The organism is Vibrio minamisatsumaniensis (genome assembly GCF_050337445.1).
GTDB lineage: Bacteria > Pseudomonadota > Gammaproteobacteria > Enterobacterales > Vibrionaceae > Vibrio > Vibrio artabrorum.
Genome location: NZ_JAKJSY010000015.1, coordinates 62008 through 84863 on the forward strand (window position 1 = coordinate 62008; position 22856 = coordinate 84863).

At 45.5% G+C, this 22856-nt stretch carries 24 protein-coding genes; 15 read left to right on the top strand and 9 right to left on the bottom strand.

Annotated elements, in window-relative coordinates; genetic code table 11:
- Window positions 1-1182, bottom strand: coding sequence for an O-succinylhomoserine (thiol)-lyase (locus L4B77_RS04530; protein WP_429748767.1), 1182 nt, complete (start codon window positions 1180-1182; stop codon window positions 1-3).
- Window positions 1183-1390: 208 nt separating this feature from the next.
- Between L4B77_RS04530 and metJ the strand changes: the two genes are divergently transcribed.
- Entirely contained in the window at window positions 1391-1711 is a 321-nt protein-coding gene (gene metJ, locus L4B77_RS04535; protein WP_004415993.1) for a met regulon transcriptional regulator MetJ, read from the top strand.
- Between the two features lie 207 nt (window positions 1712-1918).
- On the opposite strand, the gene L4B77_RS04540 is transcribed toward metJ, so the two are convergent.
- A complete protein-coding gene (locus tag L4B77_RS04540) occupies window positions 1919-3208 on the bottom strand; it encodes a malic enzyme-like NAD(P)-binding protein (protein ID WP_372041189.1) in 1290 nt (429 codons plus the stop codon).
- Window positions 3209-3540: 332 nt separating this feature from the next.
- On the bottom strand, window positions 3541-3759 hold the full coding sequence (gene rpmE, locus L4B77_RS04545; RefSeq protein ID WP_004729688.1) for a 50S ribosomal protein L31: 219 nt from the start codon (window positions 3757-3759) through the stop codon (window positions 3541-3543).
- A 343-nt stretch (window positions 3760-4102) separates the two neighbouring features.
- Between rpmE and priA the strand changes: the two genes are divergently transcribed.
- The 7 genes from priA (at window position 4103) to rraA (ending at window position 12039) form a co-directional block, all read left to right on the top strand.
- Window positions 4103-6304, top strand: a complete 2202-nt coding sequence (priA, locus tag L4B77_RS04550; protein WP_429748771.1) for a primosomal protein N' — start codon at window positions 4103-4105, stop codon at window positions 6302-6304.
- A 240-nt stretch (window positions 6305-6544) separates the two neighbouring features.
- Window positions 6545-7549: a DNA-binding transcriptional regulator CytR gene (gene cytR / locus L4B77_RS04555; RefSeq protein WP_261838282.1), complete on the top strand. Its 1005-nt coding sequence runs from the start codon at window positions 6545-6547 to the stop codon at window positions 7547-7549.
- A gap of 122 nt (window positions 7550-7671) precedes the next feature.
- Window positions 7672-8211, top strand: coding sequence for an SPOR domain-containing protein (locus L4B77_RS04560; RefSeq protein ID WP_429748774.1), 540 nt, complete (start codon window positions 7672-7674; stop codon window positions 8209-8211).
- A 217-nt stretch (window positions 8212-8428) separates the two neighbouring features.
- Window positions 8429-8977: an ATP-dependent protease subunit HslV gene (hslV, locus tag L4B77_RS04565; protein WP_076656768.1), complete on the top strand. Its 549-nt coding sequence runs from the start codon at window positions 8429-8431 to the stop codon at window positions 8975-8977.
- 58 nt (window positions 8978-9035) lie between these two features.
- On the top strand, window positions 9036-10376 hold the full coding sequence (hslU, locus tag L4B77_RS04570; protein ID WP_261838284.1) for an ATP-dependent protease ATPase subunit HslU: 1341 nt from the start codon (window positions 9036-9038) through the stop codon (window positions 10374-10376).
- A 156-nt stretch (window positions 10377-10532) separates the two neighbouring features.
- Complete coding sequence (locus tag L4B77_RS04575) at window positions 10533-11450, top strand: 1,4-dihydroxy-2-naphthoate polyprenyltransferase (RefSeq protein ID WP_261838285.1); 918 nt, start codon at window positions 10533-10535, stop codon at window positions 11448-11450.
- Between the two features lie 73 nt (window positions 11451-11523).
- Complete coding sequence (gene rraA, locus L4B77_RS04580) at window positions 11524-12039, top strand: ribonuclease E activity regulator RraA (RefSeq protein WP_429748777.1); 516 nt, start codon at window positions 11524-11526, stop codon at window positions 12037-12039.
- A gap of 88 nt (window positions 12040-12127) precedes the next feature.
- Here rraA and zapB read toward each other — a convergent pair whose 3' ends face one another.
- Window positions 12128-12370 (bottom strand): cell division protein ZapB, encoded by a 243-nt coding sequence (zapB, locus tag L4B77_RS04585; RefSeq protein ID WP_261838287.1) that lies wholly within the window; start codon window positions 12368-12370, stop codon window positions 12128-12130.
- A gap of 329 nt (window positions 12371-12699) precedes the next feature.
- Between zapB and glpX the strand changes: the two genes are divergently transcribed.
- From glpX to L4B77_RS04600, 3 genes are all read left to right on the top strand, one after another.
- Window positions 12700-13707, top strand: a complete 1008-nt coding sequence (gene glpX, locus L4B77_RS04590) for a class II fructose-bisphosphatase (RefSeq protein ID WP_429748780.1) — start codon at window positions 12700-12702, stop codon at window positions 13705-13707.
- A 179-nt stretch (window positions 13708-13886) separates the two neighbouring features.
- A complete protein-coding gene (locus tag L4B77_RS04595) occupies window positions 13887-14507 on the top strand; it encodes a helix-turn-helix transcriptional regulator (protein WP_261838289.1) in 621 nt (206 codons plus the stop codon).
- Window positions 14508-14622: 115 nt separating this feature from the next.
- Window positions 14623-14970, top strand: a complete 348-nt coding sequence (locus L4B77_RS04600) for a DUF3135 domain-containing protein (RefSeq protein ID WP_372041201.1) — start codon at window positions 14623-14625, stop codon at window positions 14968-14970.
- Window positions 14971-15052: 82 nt separating this feature from the next.
- On the opposite strand, the gene L4B77_RS04605 is transcribed toward L4B77_RS04600, so the two are convergent.
- Together L4B77_RS04605 and L4B77_RS04610 are read right to left on the bottom strand one after the other, a co-directional pair.
- Window positions 15053-15475, bottom strand: a complete 423-nt coding sequence (locus tag L4B77_RS04605; protein ID WP_261838290.1) for a DUF805 domain-containing protein — start codon at window positions 15473-15475, stop codon at window positions 15053-15055.
- A 45-nt stretch (window positions 15476-15520) separates the two neighbouring features.
- Window positions 15521-15868, bottom strand: coding sequence for a 5-carboxymethyl-2-hydroxymuconate Delta-isomerase (locus L4B77_RS04610; protein WP_261838291.1), 348 nt, complete (start codon window positions 15866-15868; stop codon window positions 15521-15523).
- 249 nt (window positions 15869-16117) lie between these two features.
- Here L4B77_RS04610 and tpiA point away from each other — a divergent pair, with 249 nt between their 5' ends.
- The gene (gene tpiA, locus L4B77_RS04615) at window positions 16118-16888 is read left to right on the top strand and encodes a triose-phosphate isomerase (protein WP_146492416.1); all 771 of its coding nucleotides are present in this window, start codon (window positions 16118-16120) and stop codon (window positions 16886-16888) included.
- A gap of 151 nt (window positions 16889-17039) precedes the next feature.
- Here the strand turns inward: tpiA and pfkA are convergent, their stop codons facing one another.
- From pfkA to L4B77_RS04630, 3 genes are all read right to left on the bottom strand, one after another.
- A complete protein-coding gene (pfkA, locus tag L4B77_RS04620) occupies window positions 17040-18002 on the bottom strand; it encodes a 6-phosphofructokinase (RefSeq protein ID WP_372067239.1) in 963 nt (320 codons plus the stop codon).
- A gap of 312 nt (window positions 18003-18314) precedes the next feature.
- Window positions 18315-19223 carry a CDF family cation-efflux transporter FieF gene (gene fieF, locus L4B77_RS04625; protein WP_429748784.1) on the bottom strand — a complete coding sequence of 303 codons (909 nt, stop codon included), beginning with the start codon at window positions 19221-19223 and terminating at the stop codon, window positions 18315-18317.
- 161 nt (window positions 19224-19384) lie between these two features.
- Complete coding sequence (locus tag L4B77_RS04630; RefSeq protein WP_261838294.1) at window positions 19385-19903, bottom strand: CpxP family protein; 519 nt, start codon at window positions 19901-19903, stop codon at window positions 19385-19387.
- A 178-nt stretch (window positions 19904-20081) separates the two neighbouring features.
- Here L4B77_RS04630 and L4B77_RS04635 point away from each other — a divergent pair, with 178 nt between their 5' ends.
- From L4B77_RS04635 to L4B77_RS04645, 3 genes are all read left to right on the top strand, one after another.
- A complete protein-coding gene (locus L4B77_RS04635) occupies window positions 20082-20771 on the top strand; it encodes a response regulator (RefSeq protein WP_261838295.1) in 690 nt (229 codons plus the stop codon).
- Window positions 20771-22150, top strand: coding sequence for an envelope stress sensor histidine kinase CpxA (gene cpxA / locus L4B77_RS04640; RefSeq protein WP_261838296.1), 1380 nt, complete (start codon window positions 20771-20773; stop codon window positions 22148-22150). The genes L4B77_RS04635 and cpxA overlap by 1 nt, the downstream gene beginning before the upstream one ends.
- 170 nt (window positions 22151-22320) lie before the next feature.
- Window positions 22321-22800 (top strand): tRNA (cytidine(34)-2'-O)-methyltransferase, encoded by a 480-nt coding sequence (locus L4B77_RS04645; RefSeq protein WP_261838297.1) that lies wholly within the window; start codon window positions 22321-22323, stop codon window positions 22798-22800.
- Window positions 22801-22856 lie beyond the last annotated feature (56 nt).

Genomic DNA, 22856 nt, shown 5'->3' on the forward strand with positions numbered 1-22856 from the left:
TTAGGCCTCCCCTTCAGTGATAAAGTGCTGTGTTTTTTCAAAAGCTTGCTTGAGATCGTCAATGAGATCTTCCGCATCTTCAAGGCCAACCGAAAGACGCAGCAGTTGCTGAGATACACCAGCCTCAGCCAATGCTTCTTCCCCCATAGCTCGGTGAGTCATAGACGCAGGATGACAAATCAGACTTTCAACACCGCCCAACGATTCTGCCAAAGAAAATAGCTCTAACTTATCAACAAAGTATTTAAGCGCTTCAAAAGAACCCGCAAATTCAAAACTCAACATACAACCAAAGCCCGATTGTTGTTTCTTTGCTATCTCGTGCCCCGGATGTTCAACAAGGCTTGGGTGGTAAATAGTCCCCACCAGTTCTTGTTGTTGTAGGGCCGCCAGAATGTCACGAGAACTTTCTTCGTGAACACGCATACGCGCCCCCAACGTGCGAATACCACGGAGCGTCATGTAGCTATCAAATGGTGTGCCGGTCGCACCAATACAGTTGCCCCACCATGCTAGCTCTTCAGCATGCTCTTCTGTCTTAGTGACCACAACGCCACCAATCACATCTGAGTGTCCGTTGATGTACTTGGTTGTCGAGTGAATAACAAAATCAGCCCCCAGATCTAATGGCTTTTGGAACACTGGGGTCAAAAATGTGTTGTCGACAGCAACCAGAGCACCCACTTCTTTCGCTTTACGGCAAGTTTCTGCAATATCAACCACACGAACCAATGGGTTCGATGGGGTTTCGATTAAGATCAACTTTGGCTTGAGCGCGATCGCCGCATCCAGTGCAACTTGATCCGATTGATCAACAAACAGAACGTTGAAATCACCTTTTAATGAGCGAGTGTTAAACAGACGGTAAGTACCACCGTAGCAATCGTGTGGTGCGATAATAAGATCATCACCACCTAGGAAAGCAGAAACCCATAAGTTAAGCGCCGAAGTACCACAGTTAGTGACAACCGCGCCTTTGCCCGACTCAAGCTCAAACAGTGCCGTTTCTAATAAACCGCGGTTTGGATTACCAGAGCGAGTGTAATCGTACTTTGGCACTTCACCAAAAGCGGGAAAACCATAGTTAGTCGACAGATAAATAGGTGGGACAACGGCATGATGTTGCGTGTCTGACTCGATGCCCGTCCGTACTGCTATTGTTGCTGGCTTCCGGCTGCTCATAGGTGCTTCCTTACAAGTTTTGCGTCTGAGAATCACAGCGGCTGATCGGCATTTTGCGGCTGTGCTAGATATAGGTTATTCACTTTACTTCCATAAATGTGAGACGTCAATACTTCTAGACGTCCATATGTCTTTGCTTATGGCAGTAAATCCCGCTAAAATCACCACTATTAATTTATTCTAACAACTAAAGTGATGAAGGTACGCAATGGCCGACTGGAATGGTGAATACATAAGCCCATATGCTGAGCATGGAAAGAAAAGCGAACAAGTAAAGAAGATTACAGTTTCTATCCCTCTAAAAGTGTTAAAGGTTCTGACTGACGAGCGAACTCGCCGCCAGATTAATAACCTACGCCATGCCACAAACAGTGAGCTACTGTGCGAAGCCTTTCTACATGCGTACACAGGCCAACCACTACCTACGGATGAAGACCTTCGTAAAGATCGTCCTGACGATATCCCTGCTGAAGTGAAAAAACTGATGACAGAAATGGGCATCGAATTCGAAGCGTTTGACGAAGAATAAAAACAACTCAGTCACTGCCTTCATTATTGATTCGCTATCGCTGAACTCTATTTTTTGCATCACTGACTAGTTTTATCAGTGTGCTGTGAATCAGAGACATAAAAAAACCGACTCCCGATGAGTCGGTTTTTTATTATTCGTTTTCGTCTCGATAACGAAACGACGATATCAGACAACTATTTCATCCAGTTTCTATACTATATGTCTCTATGCCATATAGTTAGCTGGCATCTCGATACGAGCTACGCCAGATTCAACCGCCGCTTCCGCTACAGCTCGAGCTACGCGAGGAAGTAGACGTGGGTCCATTGGCTTAGGAATGATGTAACCCTTACCAAACTCCAGTGTAGTCTCACCGGCAGCTGCCAATACTTCAGCTGGAACGTCTTCTTTTGCCAGTTCACGAATCGCTTTCACCGCCGCCAGCTTCATTTCGTCATTGATTTCGCTCGCACGTACGTCTAATGCACCACGGAAAATGAATGGGAAACACAGTACGTTGTTGACTTGGTTAGGGTAGTCACTGCGGCCTGTCCCCATGATTAGGTCAGAACGGACTTCGTGTGCAAGCTCAGGCTTGATCTCTGGGTCTGGGTTTGAACATGCAAACACAACGGGATTATCAGCCATCAGCGTTAGAGCTTCAGCAGGCAGTAGGTTAGGCCCCGATACCCCCAAGAACAGGTCAGCGCCTTCGATAACCTCTTCAAGCGTGCGCTTGTCCGTGTTGTTTGCGAACAGCGCTTTGTATTCATTTAGGTCATCACGACGTGTATGGATCACCCCTTTACGGTCAAGCATGTAGATTTTTTCACGCTGAGCGCCACATTTAATCAGTAGTTCCATGCATGCTACAGCCGCTGCGCCAGCACCTAAACAGACGATCTTACACTCTTCAAGCTTCTTACCTTGAAGTTCAATCGCATTCAGCATACCCGCAGCCGTTACAATCGCCGTACCGTGTTGGTCATCATGAAATACCGGTACATCACAACGTTCAATCAGGCGACGTTCAATCTCAAAACAGTCTGGGGCTTTGATGTCTTCCAGGTTAATACCGCCGAATGTATCTGCGATATTCGCAACCGTATCAACGAACTCATCGATTGTGCGGTGTTTTACTTCAATATCGATAGAATCTAAACCAGCAAAACGCTTAAACAGGAGCGCTTTACCTTCCATAACAGGTTTAGAAGCAATAGGGCCAAGGTTACCGAGACCAAGAATCGCCGTACCGTTAGAGATAACAGCAACCATATTGCCTTTACCTGTGTACTTATAAACGTTATCGACGTTCTGTGCGATCTCGCGAACAGGCTCAGCCACGCCAGGGCTGTATGCAAGTGCCAGGTCTTCTGCAGAGTTTGCTGGCTTCGTCAGGGCGACGGCAATTTTACCTGGCATTGGGAACTCATGGTAATCAAGAGCTTGCTGACGGAATTGTTCTTGAGGTGATAAATCTTGAGAGGATTGAGCTTGGCGGCTGTCTTCAGACATGGGTGTTAGTTCCTAGGATATTATTATTTGGGGGATCTTGTTCATGTTAATGGATGTACTTCAAAGTTCCTAGATGGCTACAGCTTCTGTCTCATTAAAAAACGAGATTTCACTACTAATAAGACCAGTGAGCAGTTGAAATTACTGCACTTGTTGAACTTTTGAACGGATACTTATCGTGCATAATATGGGAAGCACATATAAGAATAAGCCTTCGCCATTGATGATGGATTGGCGCAGAATTCGAGCGGCCTAATATTCATGGCTTTCTCAAAGGCTAAACAACAAAAAAGGACACCGAAGTGTCCTTTTTTATGTCTAAATAGCGAGAATTACTTCTTGCTAGAAAGAGCACCGAAACGCTTGTTGAAGCGATCAACACGGCCGCCAGTATCTACGATACGTTGCTTACCAGTGTAGAATGGGTGACATTTGTCACATACGTCTAGGTGGATAGATTCTTTTGCAAGCGTTGAGTTGAACTCAAATGTGTTGCCGCAAGAACAAGTTGCAGAAACTGCTTTGTATTCTGGGTGGATACCAGTTTTCATGGGATAACCTCAAGTAGGCCGTGTCGCTATACGATTCTAAGCCGCACACCACACGTAGTTAAAAAATAAATAAAGATACCGCTGCATCACTCAATCGCGATAAAGCCATACCTATAAGGCGCAGTATAGTAATGAATCTGTGAGGTAGGATCAACTGATTTGATACATTTTTCACCAATAGTGTCTTTATTTCTTTTGTCGCAAAGATGATGGTGATGAATATTTGAGGAGGCGAGTCGTCTTCATGGGGCGACTTAGCCTTCTCTTGCAAACTGTTTCTCGAATTTAGCCGCCTTATCCTTTAGACTGTTCGCTCTCGTCAACTCAGCAAAGCCGTCCCTTTATGCGTCCAATGATTGCCCGTGTGGCGCTGCCTGTCCCACTCGACAAGCAGTTTGATTACAAGATTCCCAACCACCTATTTCCGATTATTGGTGGTCGAGTCTCTGTGCCTTTTGGACGGCAAACCTTAACTGGGATTGTGACGGCTCTGGTTAACGAATCTGAATTCGAGCTAGACAAGCTCAAGCCCATTAAAGCTTTGTTAGACAATCAACCCGTTTGGCCTGAATCGGTCTACACACTCTTGGTATGGTGCAGTCAGTTTTACCAATACCCACTAGGGGAAACCTTAGCCAATGCTCTGCCAAGCGCCTTACGAAAAGGCAAAGCGGCCGACTTTGCGACGCTTGTCGAATGGCAGCTGACGCCATCAGGTCGAGATCAACTGATGCAAGGCTTTGGTCGTGCTGTCAAGCAAGCCAAAGTGATGCACATGCTTGAGCACGGCCCGGTTTCTCATCAAGAATTCATTGATGAAGAGGTAGGCAGCGCGGTACTTAAGACGCTGGAAGAAAAAGGCTGGATTGAATCGGTAGAGAAAAAGCCAAAACGCCATGCATGGCCTGTCGAACTCGAAAACGACCAAGACAAACCAAAACTCAATGCAGAGCAAGCCATCGCGATTGCGACCGTCAATAGCCAAACCGACTTTGGTTGCTTCTTGTTAGAAGGTGTCACAGGATCAGGTAAGACTGAGGTCTACTTAAACATGATCAAACCGATCCTTGACCAAGGCAAACAAGCGTTAGTTTTGGTTCCTGAGATTGGCCTAACCCCACAGACCATTAACCGCTTTAAGCGACGCTTTAATGTGCCGGTAGAGGTTATCCACTCGGGATTAAACGACTCCGAGCGATTGAATGCTTGGCTATCAGCACGAGATCTGATTGCTGGCATCGTCATTGGTACCCGTTCAGCGCTATTCACCCCCTTTGCTGATTTAGGCATTATCATTGTTGATGAAGAACATGACGCTTCTTATAAACAGCAAGATAGCCTGCGCTACCACGCTCGTGATGTCGCGATCATGCGTGCTCATAAGGCGCAAATCCCTGTCGTTCTTGGTTCAGCAACCCCCGCTTTTGAAACGCTGCACAATGCTCAAATCGGTAAATACAGTTACCTAACCCTCACCTCACGCGCAGGGGTCGCTTTGCCGACCACCAATAAAGTGTTGGATGTGAAGGGGGAATACCTGGAAAGTGGTTTATCTGCATCACTCATTGCAGGAATGCAAAGACACCTCAAAGCAGGCAACCAAGTGATGCTGTTTCTCAATCGACGAGGGTTTTCTCCGGCATTGATGTGTCATGATTGCGGTTGGACCGCCGAATGTAAACGCTGTGACGCTTACTACACCTATCACCAATACAGTAATGAAATGCGCTGCCACCATTGCGGCTCACAGCAACATATCGTGCACCATTGCCAAAGCTGTGGTTCACAGAACTTGGTGACAGTCGGTGTCGGTACCGAGCAACTGGAAGCTCAACTAGGTCAGTTATTTCCTGAATACAAAACCGTTCGTATTGACCGAGACAGCACCCGCCGTAAGGGCAGCCTAGAGAGCGCGCTAGAGTCTATTCGTCAGGGGAAATACCAAATACTTATCGGTACACAGATGCTGGCTAAAGGCCACCACTTCCCTGACGTGACACTTGTGGCATTATTGGATGTTGATGCTTCTTTATATAGCAGTGATTTCCGCGCTTCAGAAAGATTGGCTCAATTATTCACTCAAGTTGCCGGTCGAGCAGGGCGTGCTAGTAAACCGGGTGAGGTAATCTTACAAACTCACCACCCAGAACACGGCTTGTTACAAGCGCTTCTTCACAAAGACTATAACCACTTTGCTCAAACAGCACTGGCGGAACGCAAACAGGCGATGTTACCGCCTTATACTTTTATGACTCTGTTTAGAGCAGAAGCGAATGACACGCACTTGGTGGAAGAGTTCTTACGTCAGGTACGTCACACATTGGAATCGCACCCTTTGTTTGACGACTATTGTATGGTGCTCGGTCCAACGCCAGCGCCATTAGCCAAACGAGCAGGTAAATCTCGCTGGCAGTTAATATTGCAAACACAAACGCGCTCGCTTATGCAGAAGCTATTAATGAGTGCAAAACCTGCGATTAATCTATTACCCGCTGCAAAAAAAGTGCGTTGGTCGCTCGATATTGAACCGCAAGATTTAAGCTAAACCCATCATGGTTAAAATTAATGGTGGGTTTATTCAAAAATATTTCATCTTTTTCATGACCCACCTCACACCAGTCGTGTGATTTTTGTTAATCTAACCGTAACTTTACTCGGATGAAACAAATAAAATATTGTCATGAAAAAAGGGTTAGCAACACTTTCATGATATTTGTTCAATCACACTTATTATTCGTGCCTTAGACAATTAGGCAGCAAAGGAACTTAAAAGAGGGTTTAATTTATGGCGACAATGAAGGATGTTGCCCAGTTAGCAGGCGTCTCAACAGCCACGGTATCACGTGCATTGATGAATCCTGAGAAGGTCTCCGTGTCTACTCGTAAACGAGTCGAGACAGCAGTGCTTGAAGCTGGATACTCCCCCAACACATTAGCTAGAAACTTACGTCGCAACGAATCAAAAACCATCATCACTATCGTTCCTGATATCTGTGACCCTTATTTCGCCGAGATCATTCGTGGTATTGAAGATGCCGCAGTAGAAAATGACTACCTTGTTCTGCTTGGTGATAGCGGCCAACAAAAAAAGCGCGAATCCTCATTTGTTAACTTAGTCTTTACCAAGCAAGCCGATGGTATGTTATTACTTGGCACTGATCACCCATTTGATGTCAGTAAGTCTGAACAAAAAAACTTACCCCCGATGGTAATGGCGTGTGAATTCGCCCCTGAACTTGAACTCCCCACCGTGCACATCGATAACCTAACGTCTGCATTTGAAGCCGTAAACTACCTCGCTCAGCTCGGTCATAAACGTATTGCTCAAATCTCTGGACCAGTATCGGCAACGCTATGCAAATTCCGTCAACAAGGTTACCAACAGGCACTGCGTCGAGCTGGGATATCAATGAACCCAGCATACAGCACCATTGGTGACTTTTCCTTTGACGCTGGCGCTCAAGCGGTTCGTCATTTACTGGCACTGCCAGAGCAACCCACCGCCATTTTCTGTCACAACGATGCGATGGCGATCGGGGCCATTCAAGAAGCAAAAAGGTTAGGTTTACGTGTTCCTCAAGACCTCTCCATTGTTGGCTTCGATGACATCCAATTTGCTCAATACTGCGATCCACCGTTAACCACGATTTCTCAACCTCGTTATGAAATTGGACGCCAAGCGATGTTAATGATGTTGGATCTACTGAAAGGCAATGATGTACAAGCTGGTTCTCGTCTACTTGAAGCAAAATTGGTCGTTCGAGGCACGACGGCACCACCACGACTATAAGCTTTCGAAATACCGATATCAGTCTGCAGCACATTTTAATATGTCGCTTCGATTTCTAGACTATTATCCTCATGCGATCTGGATTACCATGAGAGCAGAATCATCAACTATTGAATTGTCTTGTGGCTAAGAAAGATTATGTAACGCGTGGTCGTGGCACAAAAAAAACGACTAAAAAACAAGCTCCTCGCCGTAAACCTTGGCGCAGTGGCCTTTTAGCGATCCTCCTTGTCGGTGGTTTTGTTTATGGGCTTTACTTACTGAGTAATGATCCTGAGCCGCCAGCACCGGTTCCAGTCGTAAGTAAACCAACACCGAAGCCAAAACCAACGAAAGTGATCCCCCCACCTCCTGAAGAGAAGTGGGACTACGTTGAAACATTGCCAAGCCGTGAGATTAAAGTACAAGCCAAAGAACAAACGGTCTCCAAGTTCCCTTACGTCATGCAGTGTGGGGCTTACAAAACCTCAGCACAAGCCGAAGCTCGTAAATTGGATATTGCCTTCCAAGGCCTCTCGAGTGAAATCCGTAAAAAAGAAGGGAGCAGTTGGTATCGTGTGGTTCTAGGACCATACAAGTTTAAGCGCGACGCAGAGCGAGCTCGTCATAAGCTGCAACGAGCAAAAATCGAACCTTGTGCAATTTGGAAGGATACCGATTAGCGACAGCGGCAATAACGCCGTTACATCTGCCATCGCCATACAACACCAAAAACCTCCTATTGTGGAGGTTTTCTTTTGTTCCCCCGCTTTAAACCCAATATCTTGACGACTTCCGTCGATAAGTTGCGCGACATCACTCGTGGTTCCTTGAATTATCCAACTATCATCCTCATATACTTTTCATACCCAAAGATAAGAATATTAAGAGGCCCTACTCGTGACTACCATAGTATCTGTACGTCGTAATAATAAAGTCGTCATCGCGGGTGATGGACAAGTATCTCTAGGCAATACTGTAATGAAGGGCAATGCCCGTAAAGTACGTCGCCTATACAACAACAAAGTACTGGCAGGTTTCGCTGGCGGTACGGCTGATGCTTTCACGCTATTCGAAAAATTTGAAAGCAAACTGCAAATGCACCAAGGCCACCTAACCAAAGCTGCCGTTGAGCTAGCGAAGGATTGGCGTAGCGATCGCGCGCTCCGTAAATTAGAAGCCTTGCTGGCGGTTGCGGATGAAACTGCGTCACTGATCATTACAGGTAACGGCGATGTTGTTCAGCCTGAAAATGACCTGATTGCGATCGGTTCGGGCGGCAACTTCGCTCAAGCTGCAGCGACTGCACTATTAGAAAATACAGATTTAGATGCGCGTGAAATCGCAGAAAAATCGCTGAATATTGCTGGCGATATCTGTGTATTCACCAACCATCACCACACTGTTGAAGAACTAGAAAGCACCGTTGAGCTGCCAAAGCCAGAGTAACGAACGCTTCCATCAACAACCTTGTATTCAACCGTGATTAAAGAATTAAGGAAAAACCATGTCTGAAATGACTCCTCGCGAAATTGTTCACGAACTCAATCGCCACATTATCGGCCAAGACAACGCTAAGCGTTCCGTGGCTATCGCTCTGCGTAACCGCTGGCGTCGTATGCAGCTTGAAGAAAGCTTGCGTGTTGAAGTATCACCAAAGAACATCCTAATGATTGGTCCAACGGGTGTTGGTAAAACTGAAATTGCTCGCCGTCTAGCGAAACTAGCCAACGCGCCTTTCATCAAGGTAGAGGCGACTAAGTTCACCGAAGTGGGTTATGTTGGTAAAGAAGTGGAAACCATCATCCGTGATCTAACGGACGTTGCCATCAAGATGACGCACCAACAAGCGATGGAAAAAGTACAGTACCGCGCGGAAGAACAAGCTGAAGAACGTATTCTAGATGCCCTTCTACCGCCAGCACGTGATGCTTGGGGTCAGAACGAGCAATCAACTGAAGACACCACTTCTTCCAACACTCGCCAGATTTTCCGTAAGAAACTGCGTGAAGGTAACCTCGACGATAAAGAGATTGAAGTTGATGTCGCTGCACCGCAAATGGGCATTGAAATCATGTCACCTCCTGGCATGGAAGAGATGACGAACCAACTGCAAGGCATGTTCCAAAACCTAGCTGGCGACACCAAGAAAAAGCGCAAGATGAAAATCAAAGACGCATTCAAGGCACTGACAGAAGAAGAAGCTTCAAAGCTTGTCAATCAAGAAGAGTTAAAAGAGAGCGCAATCTTCAACGCTGAAAATAACGGCATCGTATTCATCGATGAGATCGACAAAATCTGTAAGCGTGGCGATAGCTCAGGCCCAGATGTCTCTCGTGAAGGCGTTCAACGTGACCTACTGCCTCTTATTGAAGGCAGTACAGTATCCACAAAGCACGGTATGGTGAAAACGGACCACATCTTGTTCATCACATCAGGCGCATTTCAAGTGGCTAAACCCTCTGATCTGATCCCTGAACTACAAGGTCGTCTGCCTATTCGTGTAGAACTTGAAGCCCTGTCAGCGAATGACTTTAAACGCATTCTGACTGAACCCAAAGCCTCTCTAACAGAGCAATACATTGCCCTAATGAAAACAGAAGATGTCAACATCGAGTTCACTGAAGATGGCATCAACCAAATTGCTGACGCAGCATGGCGCGTGAACGAAACCACTGAAAACATTGGTGCCCGTCGTCTACACACAGTAATGGAGCGTCTGATGGATGAGATTTCATTCAACGCAACAGACAAAGCTGGCAGCAAACTCGTGATTGATGAAGCTTACGTAACATCGAAACTTGGCGAATTCGTAGAAGACGAAGACCTAAGCCGCTTCATTCTGTAGCACACGAAATACCAACTTAATTGCTCTATCTCAAAGAAAGAGCAGCTAATCGGTGAATTCAAGGCCCACTTTCGAGTGGGCTTTTTATTACTCGAAAAATGGGCGTATACTCCAATCACAGCATGAAATGAATACTTACAAAGAAATTGACCTAAGATGAAACAATCTCTACTGATTTGGCTTGATGCCGCACGACCGAAAACACTGCCTCTCGCACTTGTCTCTATTCTTACAGGAAGTAGTTTAGCGTTCGCCAGCGATCAGTTTTCTTTATCAATAGCACTACTGGCCTTGTTAACCGCGACGCTATTACAGATATTATCGAACCTAGCCAATGATTATGGTGATGCGGTTAAGGGGACAGACAACGACAAGCGCCTTGGGCCGACACGTGCGATGCAATCTGGCGTGGTGACCGCAAAAACCATGAAGCAAGCAATCGTGATCAACATCGCCTTGACCATAATTGTAGGCCTAATCCTGATTTTCTATGCGTTAAACTCCATTGAAAGTATCTTATCTTTCATCGCATTAGGCGTATTAGCGATCGTTGCCGCTATCGCTTACACCGTCGGCAATAGGCCTTATGGGTATATTGGACTTGGCGATCTCTCTGTCTTTATTTTCTTTGGCTTATTAGGGGTTTCCGGCACGTATTTTTTATATACCGGCCATGTTGAACCCAGTCTGTTTTTACCCGCGCTCGGTTGTGGATTGATGGCCGTTGCAGTGCTCAATATCAACAACATGCGTGACATCGAAAACGACAGCGAGTGTGGTAAGCGTACGATGGCAGTTCGATTAGGCCAGCGCAAAGCCAAACACTACCATTTCGCACTGCTTGGTTTTGCCCTTGTGTCTTTTGCTCTTTACCTACTGATTCAAGAAAAACCGATCTGGATTAGCCTACCGTTTTTACTCAGTGCGGTTATTGTCTACAAGCATGGTAAGGCTGTTTGGAAAACAGAGGAGCCCGCACAGATCGCGCCAATGATGCCTGCTATTGTCAAATGCTCACTGGCCACTAACCTATTGTTTGCAGGGGTTGTTGTAGCTCAAACTCTATTGAGTTAGTGGCGACTAATCATTGCAAAGGGATCCAACGCCGATATACTCAAAGTAAGCTCATTGTTCAAAAGGTACGCTAATGGAATACAACACTTCAGCACTGTGCGACATCTATTTAGATCAAGTCGATGTCGTGGAGCCAATGTTCAGCAACTTCGGTGGACGAGCATCTTTCGCCGGGCAGATAACGACATTAAAGTGTTTTGAAGATAACGCTTTGATTCGCTCCGTATTAGAACAAGATGGCTTGGGACGAGTGCTGTTAATTGATGGCGGCGGCTCATTACGTAAAGCGCTGATCGATGCTGAGATTGCCCTACTTGCCGAAGACAATGAGTGGGAAGGTATTGTGGTTTACGGCTGCGTTCGTGAAGTCGATGATCTTGAAGACATGAACCTAGGTATCCAAGCCTTGGCTTCTATCCCTGTCGGTGCTGGACAAGAAAATATTGGCGAGGTTGACGTACCAGTCAACTTTGGCAGCGTAACCTTCTTACCTGAAGATTACCTCTACGCCGACAACACCGGCATCATTCTTTCGGCCGAGCCTTTAGATGTAGAACTTGATCTGGATGTTGAAGAAGAGATCGAGTAACTCACTCAATCAATCACCAAGGACAAGAACACAAACAAAAACGCCCGCTACTCAGTAGCGGGCGTTTTTGTTAAATCCGAAGAGCCAATTACTCTACGTCATCCATTTTACCAAGAAGGTTACGGATACGATCTTGCCATGCCGAGTGCTCTTCCTGCATTTGCTGAGTTTTTTGCTCTAGCTCGTAACGGCTTGCTTTAAGCTCACCGGCTTCTGTTGCTAGTGCTTGTTTCTCTTCTTTAAGCTCTTCGACTTCCATTTGAAGAAGTGCAATAGTATCTACTGCTGTTTGAATTTTTGCTTCTAGCTGCTCTAGTACTTCAAAAGACATTCTGGCCTACCTTTAAGTTATCCGTTTGATGGTGGAAGTTCACTCCACTTATTCCCCATTCTACTCAGCAGCGCAAGGATAAACACTTAATATATTCGATATTTTGCACTATTCGATGAAAAAAACAGCGTATTTTACCGAATATTGACGTGGGCTATCACCGACACAACGACAGGCTGAGTATTTTGAAGCTAATTCACGGTTTTCCAATACAAATTGATCAAGAGCAATCCTCAAAAAACAAAAAGGCAAACGTTTACTTTTGGATATGGTAAAATTCGCCGCGAGATTTCTATCCCCCCCCTCTTTTTTTTAATTTTGGAGCCCGCATGAAACGCGATTTAGCAATGTCATTCTCTCGTGTCACAGAAGGTGCCGCATTAGCTGGTTATAAGTGGCTTGGCCGTGGTGATAAAAACGCTGCCGATGGCGCTGCTGTAGAAGTCATGCGTAGCCTACTTAACAAAACCGAAATCAGCGGTGAGATTGTTATTGGCGAAGGTGAAATAGATGACGCCCCTATGCTGTACATCGGCGAGAATGTCGGTATTGGTGGTGATGCAGTCGATATCGCCGTTGACCCAATTGAAGGAACACGCATGACAGCAATGGGCCAATCGAATGCATTGGCTGTATTAGCGGCTGGTGAAAAAGGTAGCTTCCTTAAAGCGCCTGACATGTACATGGAAAAACTGGTGGTTGGCCCTGGCGCAAAAGGGGCGATTGACCTAGAACTGCCACTCACAAAAAACCTAGAAAACATCGCCAAAGCTTTGGGGAAAACACTTGATACTCTGGTTGTAACAACACTTGCTAAGCCACGTCATGATCAAGTGATTGCTGACATGCAAGCGATGGGCGTACGTGTATTCGCAGTGCCAGACGGTGATGTTGCCGCTTCAATCCTAACCTGCATGCCAGACAGCGAAGTGGATGTCATGTACTGCATCGGCGGCGCACCTGAAGGGGTAGTTTCTGCGGCTGTGATTCGCGCACTCGACGGCGACATGCACGCCCGCCTTCTTCCTCGTCATGAAGTAAAAGGCGATACAGAAGATAACCGTAAACACGGTGAGCTTGAACTCGAGCGTTGTACTGAAATGGGCGTAACGGCGGGTATTGTGTTGAAGATGGAAGACATGGCTCGCAGCGATAACGTTGTATTCTCGGCAACAGGCATCACCAAAGGTGACTTGCTAGAAGGCATTACTCGTCAAGGCAATATTGCAACGACTGAAACGCTACTTATCCGTGGTCGCTGTCGTACCATTCGTCGCATCAAGTCTATCCACTACCTAGAGCGTAAAGATCCTGAAGTTGTAGGCCATATCCTGTAAACCTATACTAGATTCAACAGAATACGCAAAGGCTGATACTTGGTATCAGCCTTTTGTTTTATTACCCTAAAAGCATCGCACCATTCACTGTCGATGCCGTAAGCGGAGTTAACATAGTAAATAGTTTGCTTTATAAACACCTTACCCCATAATAGTAAGGTTCATAAGGTAGGGATAATATGAAAACAAGCGACAAAATCTTACAAACCATTAAACGTAAAGGCGCGGTAACCGCAAAGCAACTGTCAGAAGAATTTGGCATAACTACAATGGGAGCTAGGCAGCACCTACAAAGTTTGGAAGATGACGGTATTCTTGCGTTTCATGACGTCAAAGTAAAAGTAGGTCGCCCAACTCGCCATTGGTCACTGACTCAGCAAGGTAATAGCCTGTTTTCAGACCGACATGGCGTCCTCACCATTCAAGTGATTGATGCTGTAGAAAGCCTATTCGGTAAAGAAGGCTTGGCTAAAGTGACCGCTGAGCGTGAACAACATACGTTCAAGCAGTATCAAACCGCCCTATCTGGCTGTAATAATCTGTACAGTAAGCTTGAAAAACTCACTCAGCTTCGCGAAGAAGAAGGTTACATGGCAGAGCTTCAAGCACATGACGATCACTACATCTTGATTGAAAACCACTGCCCTATCTGTAAAGCGGCAACTCGTTGTCCTAGCTTATGCCAGTCAGAACTCAATGTTTTTCAAAAATTGCTCGTAGGCGAGTGTCATGTAAGTCGCACTGAACATATTATTGCTGGAGAGAGACGCTGTACCTACACTTTAACGCCAGTCCTCTAACCGTACATTATTCAACGTGTCTCAAAATTAAGAAAACGCAAAGCGTTCAACATTCACACCACTTTCTCTCTTAAGCTTAAACAATACAACACAGATTTAAGCGAAGGGAAGAATGATGCGACCTCCCCACCCAGATCAAAAACTGCCTCCTTTTGATGAACTCGTCCAACTCGCAAAAAGCAACCCGACTGCGTTCAATCAATTCAAACACAAGATGTGTGAACAAATGATTTGCTCAGCATCAGAGACCATGCAAGACAGGCTTCGCGCTCAACAAAGTCATATCGATTTAGTGGTTAGCCGTTGTAAAAACCCACACCACACCAATGTCGTGCTCATGCAAGAGTTGCGCTGTCAGGTCTGTAAATTCCAAGCGGCTCTCAAAGGTCATTGCGGTTTTGAAGAACCTGAACCTAAAAATGTGGTGCCTTTTAAGCCGAATACCGAACCCAAAATGTACTAAAAGTCGAAATAAGTTAAAAACAAAAACGCCTTAAAAGAAAAGGGAGACAATGCTCCCTTTTCACTTATCTACCATTCCGCTTTTAAACGGGAGCCTCACCGTAATTATTGCGGCCCTCTGTGCCTTTCAACAAGCCACACTCAATCAAAATCCATAAGCCACACACGAGTGCCGCAACCGTCGCTACCATATTCATTGGCGATACCGAGTCGGTTGTGGTCGCAGCCATTGGCGAAGCTAAACGACCCAGTACTAGAGGCACATTCAACAGCAACCAGTAGTTTGACTTATTACGATCATGCCAACGCTTAGCGGTCACGGCAAGGTCTGGGACCGCAAGCAAGATTAAGAAGGTTGGTAGTAGGATATAAGAATAAGCTGGGAACAAAACAGAAATACCGGAAGCAAAGCCAGTGATCGCTATGTAATAGAAAATATTCCAAATCCAATAAGTCTTACGACCAATTCTCCCTCTGAAAGAGAGCAGTAAATCTTTCATCGACATCTTAAATACTCAAATTTGTACGCCGCTAAAAGTCAGCAGCAATGGTTAGTTGATTACTTTTTGAAAGCACGCTTTGTCCATATCACGAATGTTCACCGTTAAACTTCTCACATGGCTAGCTTGCTCTTGTAAGGTTATCATCAATGCACGTGACAATTCTCGCTTTTGCTCTTCCGTTCGTCCCGAAAGTAGCTCAAAGCTGATATGAATAAAGTCTACACTATCTTCCTCCTCACCGACCAACCAATTATGACAACGCAATGAACGCGACTTAATCGATGGGATATCAAACAAGCCACAAGTGAGTGCAACTTGATGGAGGTCTTCCAGTAAACCTTGAATATTCACTCGCTCATCCACTGAGTTGGAGTACTCCAGAACTAAATTCGGCATGGTTACTTCCTGTTATTAATGCAATCGTTTGTCCCTTAATAGCAACTAACGATGAAAAATCCGAGAAGTTCGCTATTATTCTGTCTGTCGGATCACTGATATATGCTCAAAATCTACTCTGACCAATGAGTAAGATCCAAGAAAGTCATGACCACAGTCATGATCTGTTGGTATTAATCTGTTATATTATTTCGTAATAAAGTTTACTTTTTTACATTCGATTTATTTAAATACTTTGGAGATATCCTTATGCGTCATCCTGTAGTTATGGGTAACTGGAAACTAAACGGCAGCAAAGAAATGGTTGTTGAACTACTAAACGGTCTTAACGCTGAACTTGAAGGCGTAACAGGCGTAGACGTAGCAGTTGCTCCACCAGCACTTTTTGTTGATCTTGCGGAACGCACACTGACTGAAGCGGGCAGCGCGATCATTCTAGGTGCTCAAAACTCTGACCTAAACAACAGCGGTGCTTTCACTGGCGACATGTCTCCAGCTATGCTTAAAGAGTTCGGCGCTTCTCACATCATCATCGGTCACTCTGAGCGTCGTGAATACCACAACGAATCAGACGAGTTCGTCGCTAAGAAATTCGCTTTCCTAAAAGAAAACGGTCTTACTCCTGTTCTTTGTATCGGTGAATCTGAAGCTCAAAACGAAGCAGGCGAAACGGTTGCAGTATGTGCTCGTCAACTTGACGCAGTTATCAACACTCAAGGTGTTGAAGCTCTTGAAGGCGCTATCATCGCTTATGAACCAATCTGGGCTATCGGTACTGGTAAAGCAGCGACAGCTGAAGATGCACAACGCATCCACGCTCAAATCCGTGCACACATCGCAGAGAAATCTGAAGAAGTTGCTAAGAAAGTTGTTATCCAATACGGCGGTTCTGTTAAGCCAGAAAACGCAGCAGCTTACTTCGCACAACCAGACATCGACGGTGCTCTAGTTGGCGGCGCAGCTCTAGACGCGAAAAGCTTCGCAGCTATCGCTAAAGCAGCGGCTGAAGCAAAAGCTTAATGTAAACGTCACCGTTTAGATTAGATGAAAGGTCAACTTAGGTTGGCCTTTTTTATTATCTGTCATTCCTGAAACCTCAGACGACAGGCACAAAAAAACCGCTGAACAATCAGCGGTTTTTAAATACTTTTAAGCAAATGCTAAGCGTGGCTTAGAACAACTCTTCTGCAACGCGGAACAGCTCAGAACGGTCTGGGTTCTGCATGTTCTCGATACAATCGATGATGTCGTGGTGAACCAGTTCTTCTTTCTCGATACCAACACAACGACCACCGTGACCTTCTTGAAGAAGGTGAACAGCGTAGTTACCCATGCGAGAAGCCAGTACACGGTCAAATGCAGTAGGACGACCACCACGTTGGATGTGACCAAGAACCGTTGCACGCGTTTCACGACCCGTTGAAGATTCGATCTCTTTAGCCAGTTCGTTAGCATCCATCATTAGCTCAGTTAGAGCGATGATTGCGTGCTTCTTACCTTTCGCAATACCATCTTGGATATTGTTGATAAGCTGTTCTTTATCTAGGCCAGTCTCTGGAGTAATGATGTACTCACAACCACCCGCGATTGCTGACATAAGCGTAAGGTCACCACAGTGACGGCCCATGATTTCAACAATCGAAATACGTTGGTGAGAAGAAGACGTGTCACGTAGACGGTCGATTGAATCAATAACAGTATTAAGCGCTGTTAGGTAACCGATTGTGTAGTCAGTGCCCGCGATATCGTTATCGATTGTGCCTGGAAGACCGATACATGGGTAACCCATCTCAGTCAGCTTCTTAGCCCCCATGTAAGAACCGTCACCACCGATAACAACCAGTGCTTCGATACCGTGCTTCTTAAGGTTCTCGATGCCTTTCTCACGAACGGCAACATCTTTAAACTCAGGGAAACGTGCCGAACCTAAGAAAGTACCGCCACGGTTGATCACGTCAGATACACTTGAACGGTCAAGCTTTTCGATACGATCTTCAACAAGGCCTTGGTAGCCATCGTAAATGCCGTAAACTTCAATGCCAACGGATAGTGCTGTACGAACTACACCGCGAACTGCTGCGTTCATGCCTGGAGCGTCACCACCACTGGTCAAAACACCGATCTTCTTAATCATGCTCACCCTCGATTTTTGGGAATCTATTATTCAATTCTTATTATTGCTGATTGTATATCAACAAGATTTTAAATCTATATTTGTGCGTTATGTTACATTTCCTCAACAGGAATAGCACTCAAATCGCGTGAAATTATGTAACATTTCTACTTCTGTAAGAGTATTACAGTTTTACTCAATAACTTTGTTGATTCATATCAGAATCAACATTAATTGTTATATGGTGTTTTTCTCACCAACGAATGGGGTTTCGTTACTCACTCTAGTTGAAAAGCACCCGACTTGCCATTTACGAACACCTTTTGAAAATCATTACCATGAATGCAATTTCTGCTGTTTCTCTGGTCCAAATACAACCGAATACGGATCTTGATGAATTAATACATCAGCATCCGGAAAAACCGAGATAAGCTTAGCTTCTACTTCGTCAGAAATACGGTGTGCTTCAATCAAAGGGATATGGTCCTCAAGCTCTAGATGCAATTGAATGAATCGAATCGGCCCCGAACGGCGCGTCCGTAATTGATGGACACCCAACACGCCTTCCACCCTCAACGCCGTCGCCTTGATCTGTTTAAGCTCTTCATCAGGTAGTTTTCTATCTAACAGTGATTGGATCGCTTCCATCGCCATTTGGTAAGCGCTGTAAAGAATGTAGATACCGATACCAATCGCAAACACCGAGTCCGCTTGACCAATGCCAAACCAGCTCAGTGCTAACGCAAGCATAATCGCCGCATTCATATAAAGGTCTGATTGATAATGAAGTGAGTCGGCTGCGATCGCTTGGCTGCCCGTTTTTTTCACGACATACTTTTGAAACCGAACCAGACCAAAAGTCATTACAATTGCGAAGACGCTGACGTAGATACCAATTTCAGGAGAGTTCAACTCGTGGGGTCTAAAGAAGCGTTCAATACCATTAAGAATAAGAAAACAAGCGGAGCCAGAAATAAACATGGCTTGTGCTAATGCGGCGAGAGACTCCGCCTTACCATGGCCAAAGGTATGTTCTTTATCGGCCGGCTGTAGAGAGTAACGAACGACCACAAGATTAACCACCGACGCGGCAATATCCAACAATGAGTCAACCACAGAAGCGAGTAAGCTGACGGAACCGGTCACCCACCAAGCTGCAACCTTCACAACCAATAATATAGAGGCGATGATGGTGGCAGCCCAAGCGGCGAGCGTAACTAAACGTGCGTATTCTTGTTTCATAAACTGACTATAAAGTGACTGATATTACGAAGTATAACTTGCAAATACCCAATTGAATATGACGGCCATGATGTAATACATTCATTTTTCAGGATCAAAAAAAGCAGCACACGGCCGCTTATTTTTGAGACTGTCATTCAGTCAGTTTTGTATCGCATGAATTATTTCTTTTTGTTCATGCGCTTTTCCATTTTATCAGTACACTGAGTCATGCGTTCTTGTTGGATTTCTTTCAGTTGCGTTTTTTGCTCAGCGGTTAGTACGCTCATCATTTGATGTTGCTTCTTAAGCATGGCGACGCGACGCTCAGTTTGCTTTTTAACCATTTGGCTTGCAAGGTCGTTTGCTGCAGCCTCATCAAAGTTGTCAGCCAAAACCAATGCTTGAACTTTTTCATGATGAGCTTTCATTTGCGCCATTTTTCCAGCTCTGTTTTCACCGCGCTGTGCTTTCATCTCGGCACGATTAGCCTCACGCATCTCTTTTAACTGGTCTTTTTGAGCATCAGTCAAGTCTAGTTGGCGCATCATTTTCTTATCGAAATCACCACACTTACTGTGCATACCATGCATACCTTTATGGTCACCTTTATCGCCACCGCCGTATGCATACGCACTTGCTGTGCCTAACATCAGTGGAAGTGCCGCAGCGACTAGTACAAGTTTCTTCGTCATTTTCATAATCTTTGCCTCAATTCAGTATAATCATTCATGTGTTGCGTTTTTCTCAGCGCGTAGATATAGATTAGTCTTTCTCTCGTAAAGTGACGTTTAGAAAGCGTAAAGAATCGTAAAGAGTGCAAGCTGACGAATAATTAGCAGTATTATTAACACGTAAATAACCGATTAAGGCTTCCCTATGGCAAACATTCTTCTGATTGATGACGACACAGAATTAACCAGCTTACTTAACGATATTCTGAGCTTTGAGGGCTTCACTGTTTTTGAAGCTAATGACGGCTATGCCGGACTCGAAGCCATTAATAATAAGATTGATCTGATTCTGTTGGATGTGATGATGCCGCGCCTCAATGGCATGGAGACACTAAAGAAACTGAGAGAAAACTGGGAAACGCCAGTGCTGATGCTGACCGCAAAAGGCGAAGAGATCGACCGTGTCATAGGGCTTGAGTTGGGTGCAGATGATTACTTACCAAAACCGTTCAGCGACCGTGAACTGCTCGCGCGCATTCGAGCTATCTTGCGCAGAACGCAGAACAACGCTACACCCAAATCGAACAACGACACCATCCAATACCAAGACATCGAGGTCTTTCCGGGGAAACAAGAGGCTTACTGTAACGGTCAAATCATTGATCTCACCACGACTGAATTTGCCTTGCTGAGCCACCTAATCCAAAACCCGGGGCAAGTGATCACGAAAGAGGTATTAAGCTTAGATGTGTTAGGCAAACGACTGGCAGCATTTGACCGCGCGATTGATATGCATATCTCTAATCTGAGAAAAAAAATTCCAGCACGAAGTGACGGTAAATCTCGTATCAAAACCTTACGTGGCCGCGGCTATTTATTGGTGGAGGAGGATTAATGCGTATCCCCAAAATCACCAGCTTATACGGACGTATCTTTGCCATCTTTTGGTTCACTATGTTACTGGTGCTTATATCGGTACTGTCATTGCCACATTTAGACCCAAGAGTCGCTCGCAGTGTCCCTACCGATCATCTCAATAAATTAGAACGCATCGCTAAGGGTGCAGAAAATCGCTACGCAAGGGAGCCAAACCTGGGCAAGATTATCTTCCAGCTCGAAATGCATCAGAACCACAAAGACTCTCGCCCACGTATCTACTTAACGGACCGAGAAGGTAATGTTCTGACCTCGAAAAGACAGTCTGACTACAAGCAAAAAGCGATTCGTAACTTTGTTACCTTGATAGATAATCCAGAGGAACCAAAACAAAAGCTGTACGGACACTACATGATCGCGGGGCCTGTTCCAATCACACTCGCCGGTGAAGAGCTACTAATGTATGCTGGAATAAAGTGGAATCAGCCCCCACCGTTTTTACTGAGGCTGTTTGATAAACCGTTACAACTATTACTTGCCGTGATGCTGGCGAGCACCCCACTATTACTTTGGTTAGCTTGGGCACTAAGCCAACCCGCACGACGGTTAGAACTCGCAGCACAACGCGTTGCGAAAGGTCAGTTTGAGGTCGATCCTCTACTGGAAAAAGGCACTTCAGAGTTCAGACAAGCCGGTGAGAGTTTTAACCAAATGGTCGAAGCCGTGAATCAGATGATGTCAGGACAGCAACGTTTACTGTCTGATATATCCCATGAATTACGCTCTCCATTAACTCGACTACGCATGGCCAATGCACTAGCAATACGTAAGCAAGGCGACAGTCAAGAACTCGAACGTATCGATACTGAAGCACAACGTTTAGAGCAGATGATCAGTGAGCTTTTAACTTTATCTCGTATGCAAGTCGATAGTCATATCACTCGAGAAGTGCAACCCTTGTCGAGCTTATGGGAAGAGATCTTAAAAGACGCAGAGTTTGAAGCAGAACAAATGGGTAAGCAGCTAGTCTTCTCAGACATCCCAGATCGCTCTATTTCAGGCAACCCAAAGTTGTTAATGAGTGCGCTAGACAATATTACTCGCAATGCCATCTACTACGGTAAAGACCACGTGGATGTGCAATTCAGTGTTCAACAAGACCAGTTGACGATTTGTGTCAATGATAATGGGGATGGTGTGTCAGAGGATGAACTGGACTCTATCTTTAGACCTTTCTACCGTGTATCTACCGCTCGTGATCGTAACTCAGGCGGCACTGGGCTTGGCCTAACCATTACAGAAAGTGCGATTCGCCAACACAGCGGAACCATCGCGGCAAGCCATAGCCAGCTCGGTGGGTTACAGCTAAAGATCTGTCTACCGATCTTACCCGTGTAATAACCCGATATGACTTCCCAAAATAGAGAGTGTGGTCATTGTCCAAGTTAAAGCCACTCATCAATGGTCAATGAAGACCTCATTCTTACTGAACCGCGAGGTGGTAAACTGTACTCACTCAGCTTGCCACCGTATACTCAGACTATCTTTGATTATTCTTGTGAAACAACATGTTTGATATCGCTCTATACGAACCAGAAATTGCGCCCAATACGGGTAACATCATCCGCCTATCGGCTAATTGTGGCGCAAACCTACACCTAATTGAGCCACTTGGTTTTGATTTTGAAGAGAAGAAAGTGCGTCGTGCTGGTTTGGATTACCATGACCTTGCGCGAGTGCAACGCCACAAGAATCTAGACGCCTTCCTTGAGTACCTAGAGAATGAGCGTGAAGGTGACTTCCGCATCTTTGCTTGCACCACGAAAACGACAGGCCACCACGTTGATGCGACATTCCAGCCCGGTGATGTACTGATGTTTGGCCCTGAAACACGCGGCTTGCCTGCAGAGTTCATCGAAAGTATGCCAATGGAACAACGCATTCGTATTCCAATGATGCCAGATGCGCGTAGCCTAAATCTGTCTAACGCCGTTGCCATCATCGCGTTCGAAGCGTGGCGACAAATGGGCTTTGAAGGCGCGGTATAACCGAAAGCTCACTCGCTTCCATATCGGCACCCGCTGGCCATATCCAGCAAACGCAA

Coding starts and splice junctions, on each gene's coding strand:
- L4B77_RS04575 (WP_261838285.1), top strand. CDS start 10,533: ATGAAACAATCTCTACTGATTTGGCTTGATGCCGCACGACCGAAAACA.
- priA (WP_429748771.1), top strand. CDS start 4,103: ATGCGTCCAATGATTGCCCGTGTGGCGCTGCCTGTCCCACTCGACAAG.
- L4B77_RS04600 (WP_372041201.1), top strand. CDS start 14,623: ATGCGACCTCCCCACCCAGATCAAAAACTGCCTCCTTTTGATGAACTC.
- L4B77_RS04635 (WP_261838295.1), top strand. CDS start 20,082: ATGGCAAACATTCTTCTGATTGATGACGACACAGAATTAACCAGCTTA.
- L4B77_RS04595 (WP_261838289.1), top strand. CDS start 13,887: ATGAAAACAAGCGACAAAATCTTACAAACCATTAAACGTAAAGGCGCG.
- cpxA (WP_261838296.1), top strand. CDS start 20,771: ATGCGTATCCCCAAAATCACCAGCTTATACGGACGTATCTTTGCCATC.
- glpX (WP_429748780.1), top strand. CDS start 12,700: ATGAAACGCGATTTAGCAATGTCATTCTCTCGTGTCACAGAAGGTGCC.
- cytR (WP_261838282.1), top strand. CDS start 6,545: ATGGCGACAATGAAGGATGTTGCCCAGTTAGCAGGCGTCTCAACAGCC.
- L4B77_RS04630 (WP_261838294.1), bottom strand. CDS start 19,903: ATGAAAATGACGAAGAAACTTGTACTAGTCGCTGCGGCACTTCCACTG.
- hslU (WP_261838284.1), top strand. CDS start 9,036: ATGTCTGAAATGACTCCTCGCGAAATTGTTCACGAACTCAATCGCCAC.
- rpmE (WP_004729688.1), bottom strand. CDS start 3,759: ATGAAAACTGGTATCCACCCAGAATACAAAGCAGTTTCTGCAACTTGT.
- tpiA (WP_146492416.1), top strand. CDS start 16,118: ATGCGTCATCCTGTAGTTATGGGTAACTGGAAACTAAACGGCAGCAAA.
- rraA (WP_429748777.1), top strand. CDS start 11,524: ATGGAATACAACACTTCAGCACTGTGCGACATCTATTTAGATCAAGTC.
- L4B77_RS04540 (WP_372041189.1), bottom strand. CDS start 3,208: ATGTCTGAAGACAGCCGCCAAGCTCAATCCTCTCAAGATTTATCACCT.
- zapB (WP_261838287.1), bottom strand. CDS start 12,370: ATGTCTTTTGAAGTACTAGAGCAGCTAGAAGCAAAAATTCAAACAGCA.
- L4B77_RS04530 (WP_429748767.1), bottom strand. CDS start 1,182: ATGAGCAGCCGGAAGCCAGCAACAATAGCAGTACGGACGGGCATCGAG.
- metJ (WP_004415993.1), top strand. CDS start 1,391: ATGGCCGACTGGAATGGTGAATACATAAGCCCATATGCTGAGCATGGA.
- L4B77_RS04605 (WP_261838290.1), bottom strand. CDS start 15,475: ATGTCGATGAAAGATTTACTGCTCTCTTTCAGAGGGAGAATTGGTCGT.
- L4B77_RS04645 (WP_261838297.1), top strand. CDS start 22,321: ATGTTTGATATCGCTCTATACGAACCAGAAATTGCGCCCAATACGGGT.
- fieF (WP_429748784.1), bottom strand. CDS start 19,223: ATGAAACAAGAATACGCACGTTTAGTTACGCTCGCCGCTTGGGCTGCC.
- pfkA (WP_372067239.1), bottom strand. CDS start 18,002: ATGATTAAGAAGATCGGTGTTTTGACCAGTGGTGGTGACGCTCCAGGC.
- L4B77_RS04610 (WP_261838291.1), bottom strand. CDS start 15,868: ATGCCGAATTTAGTTCTGGAGTACTCCAACTCAGTGGATGAGCGAGTG.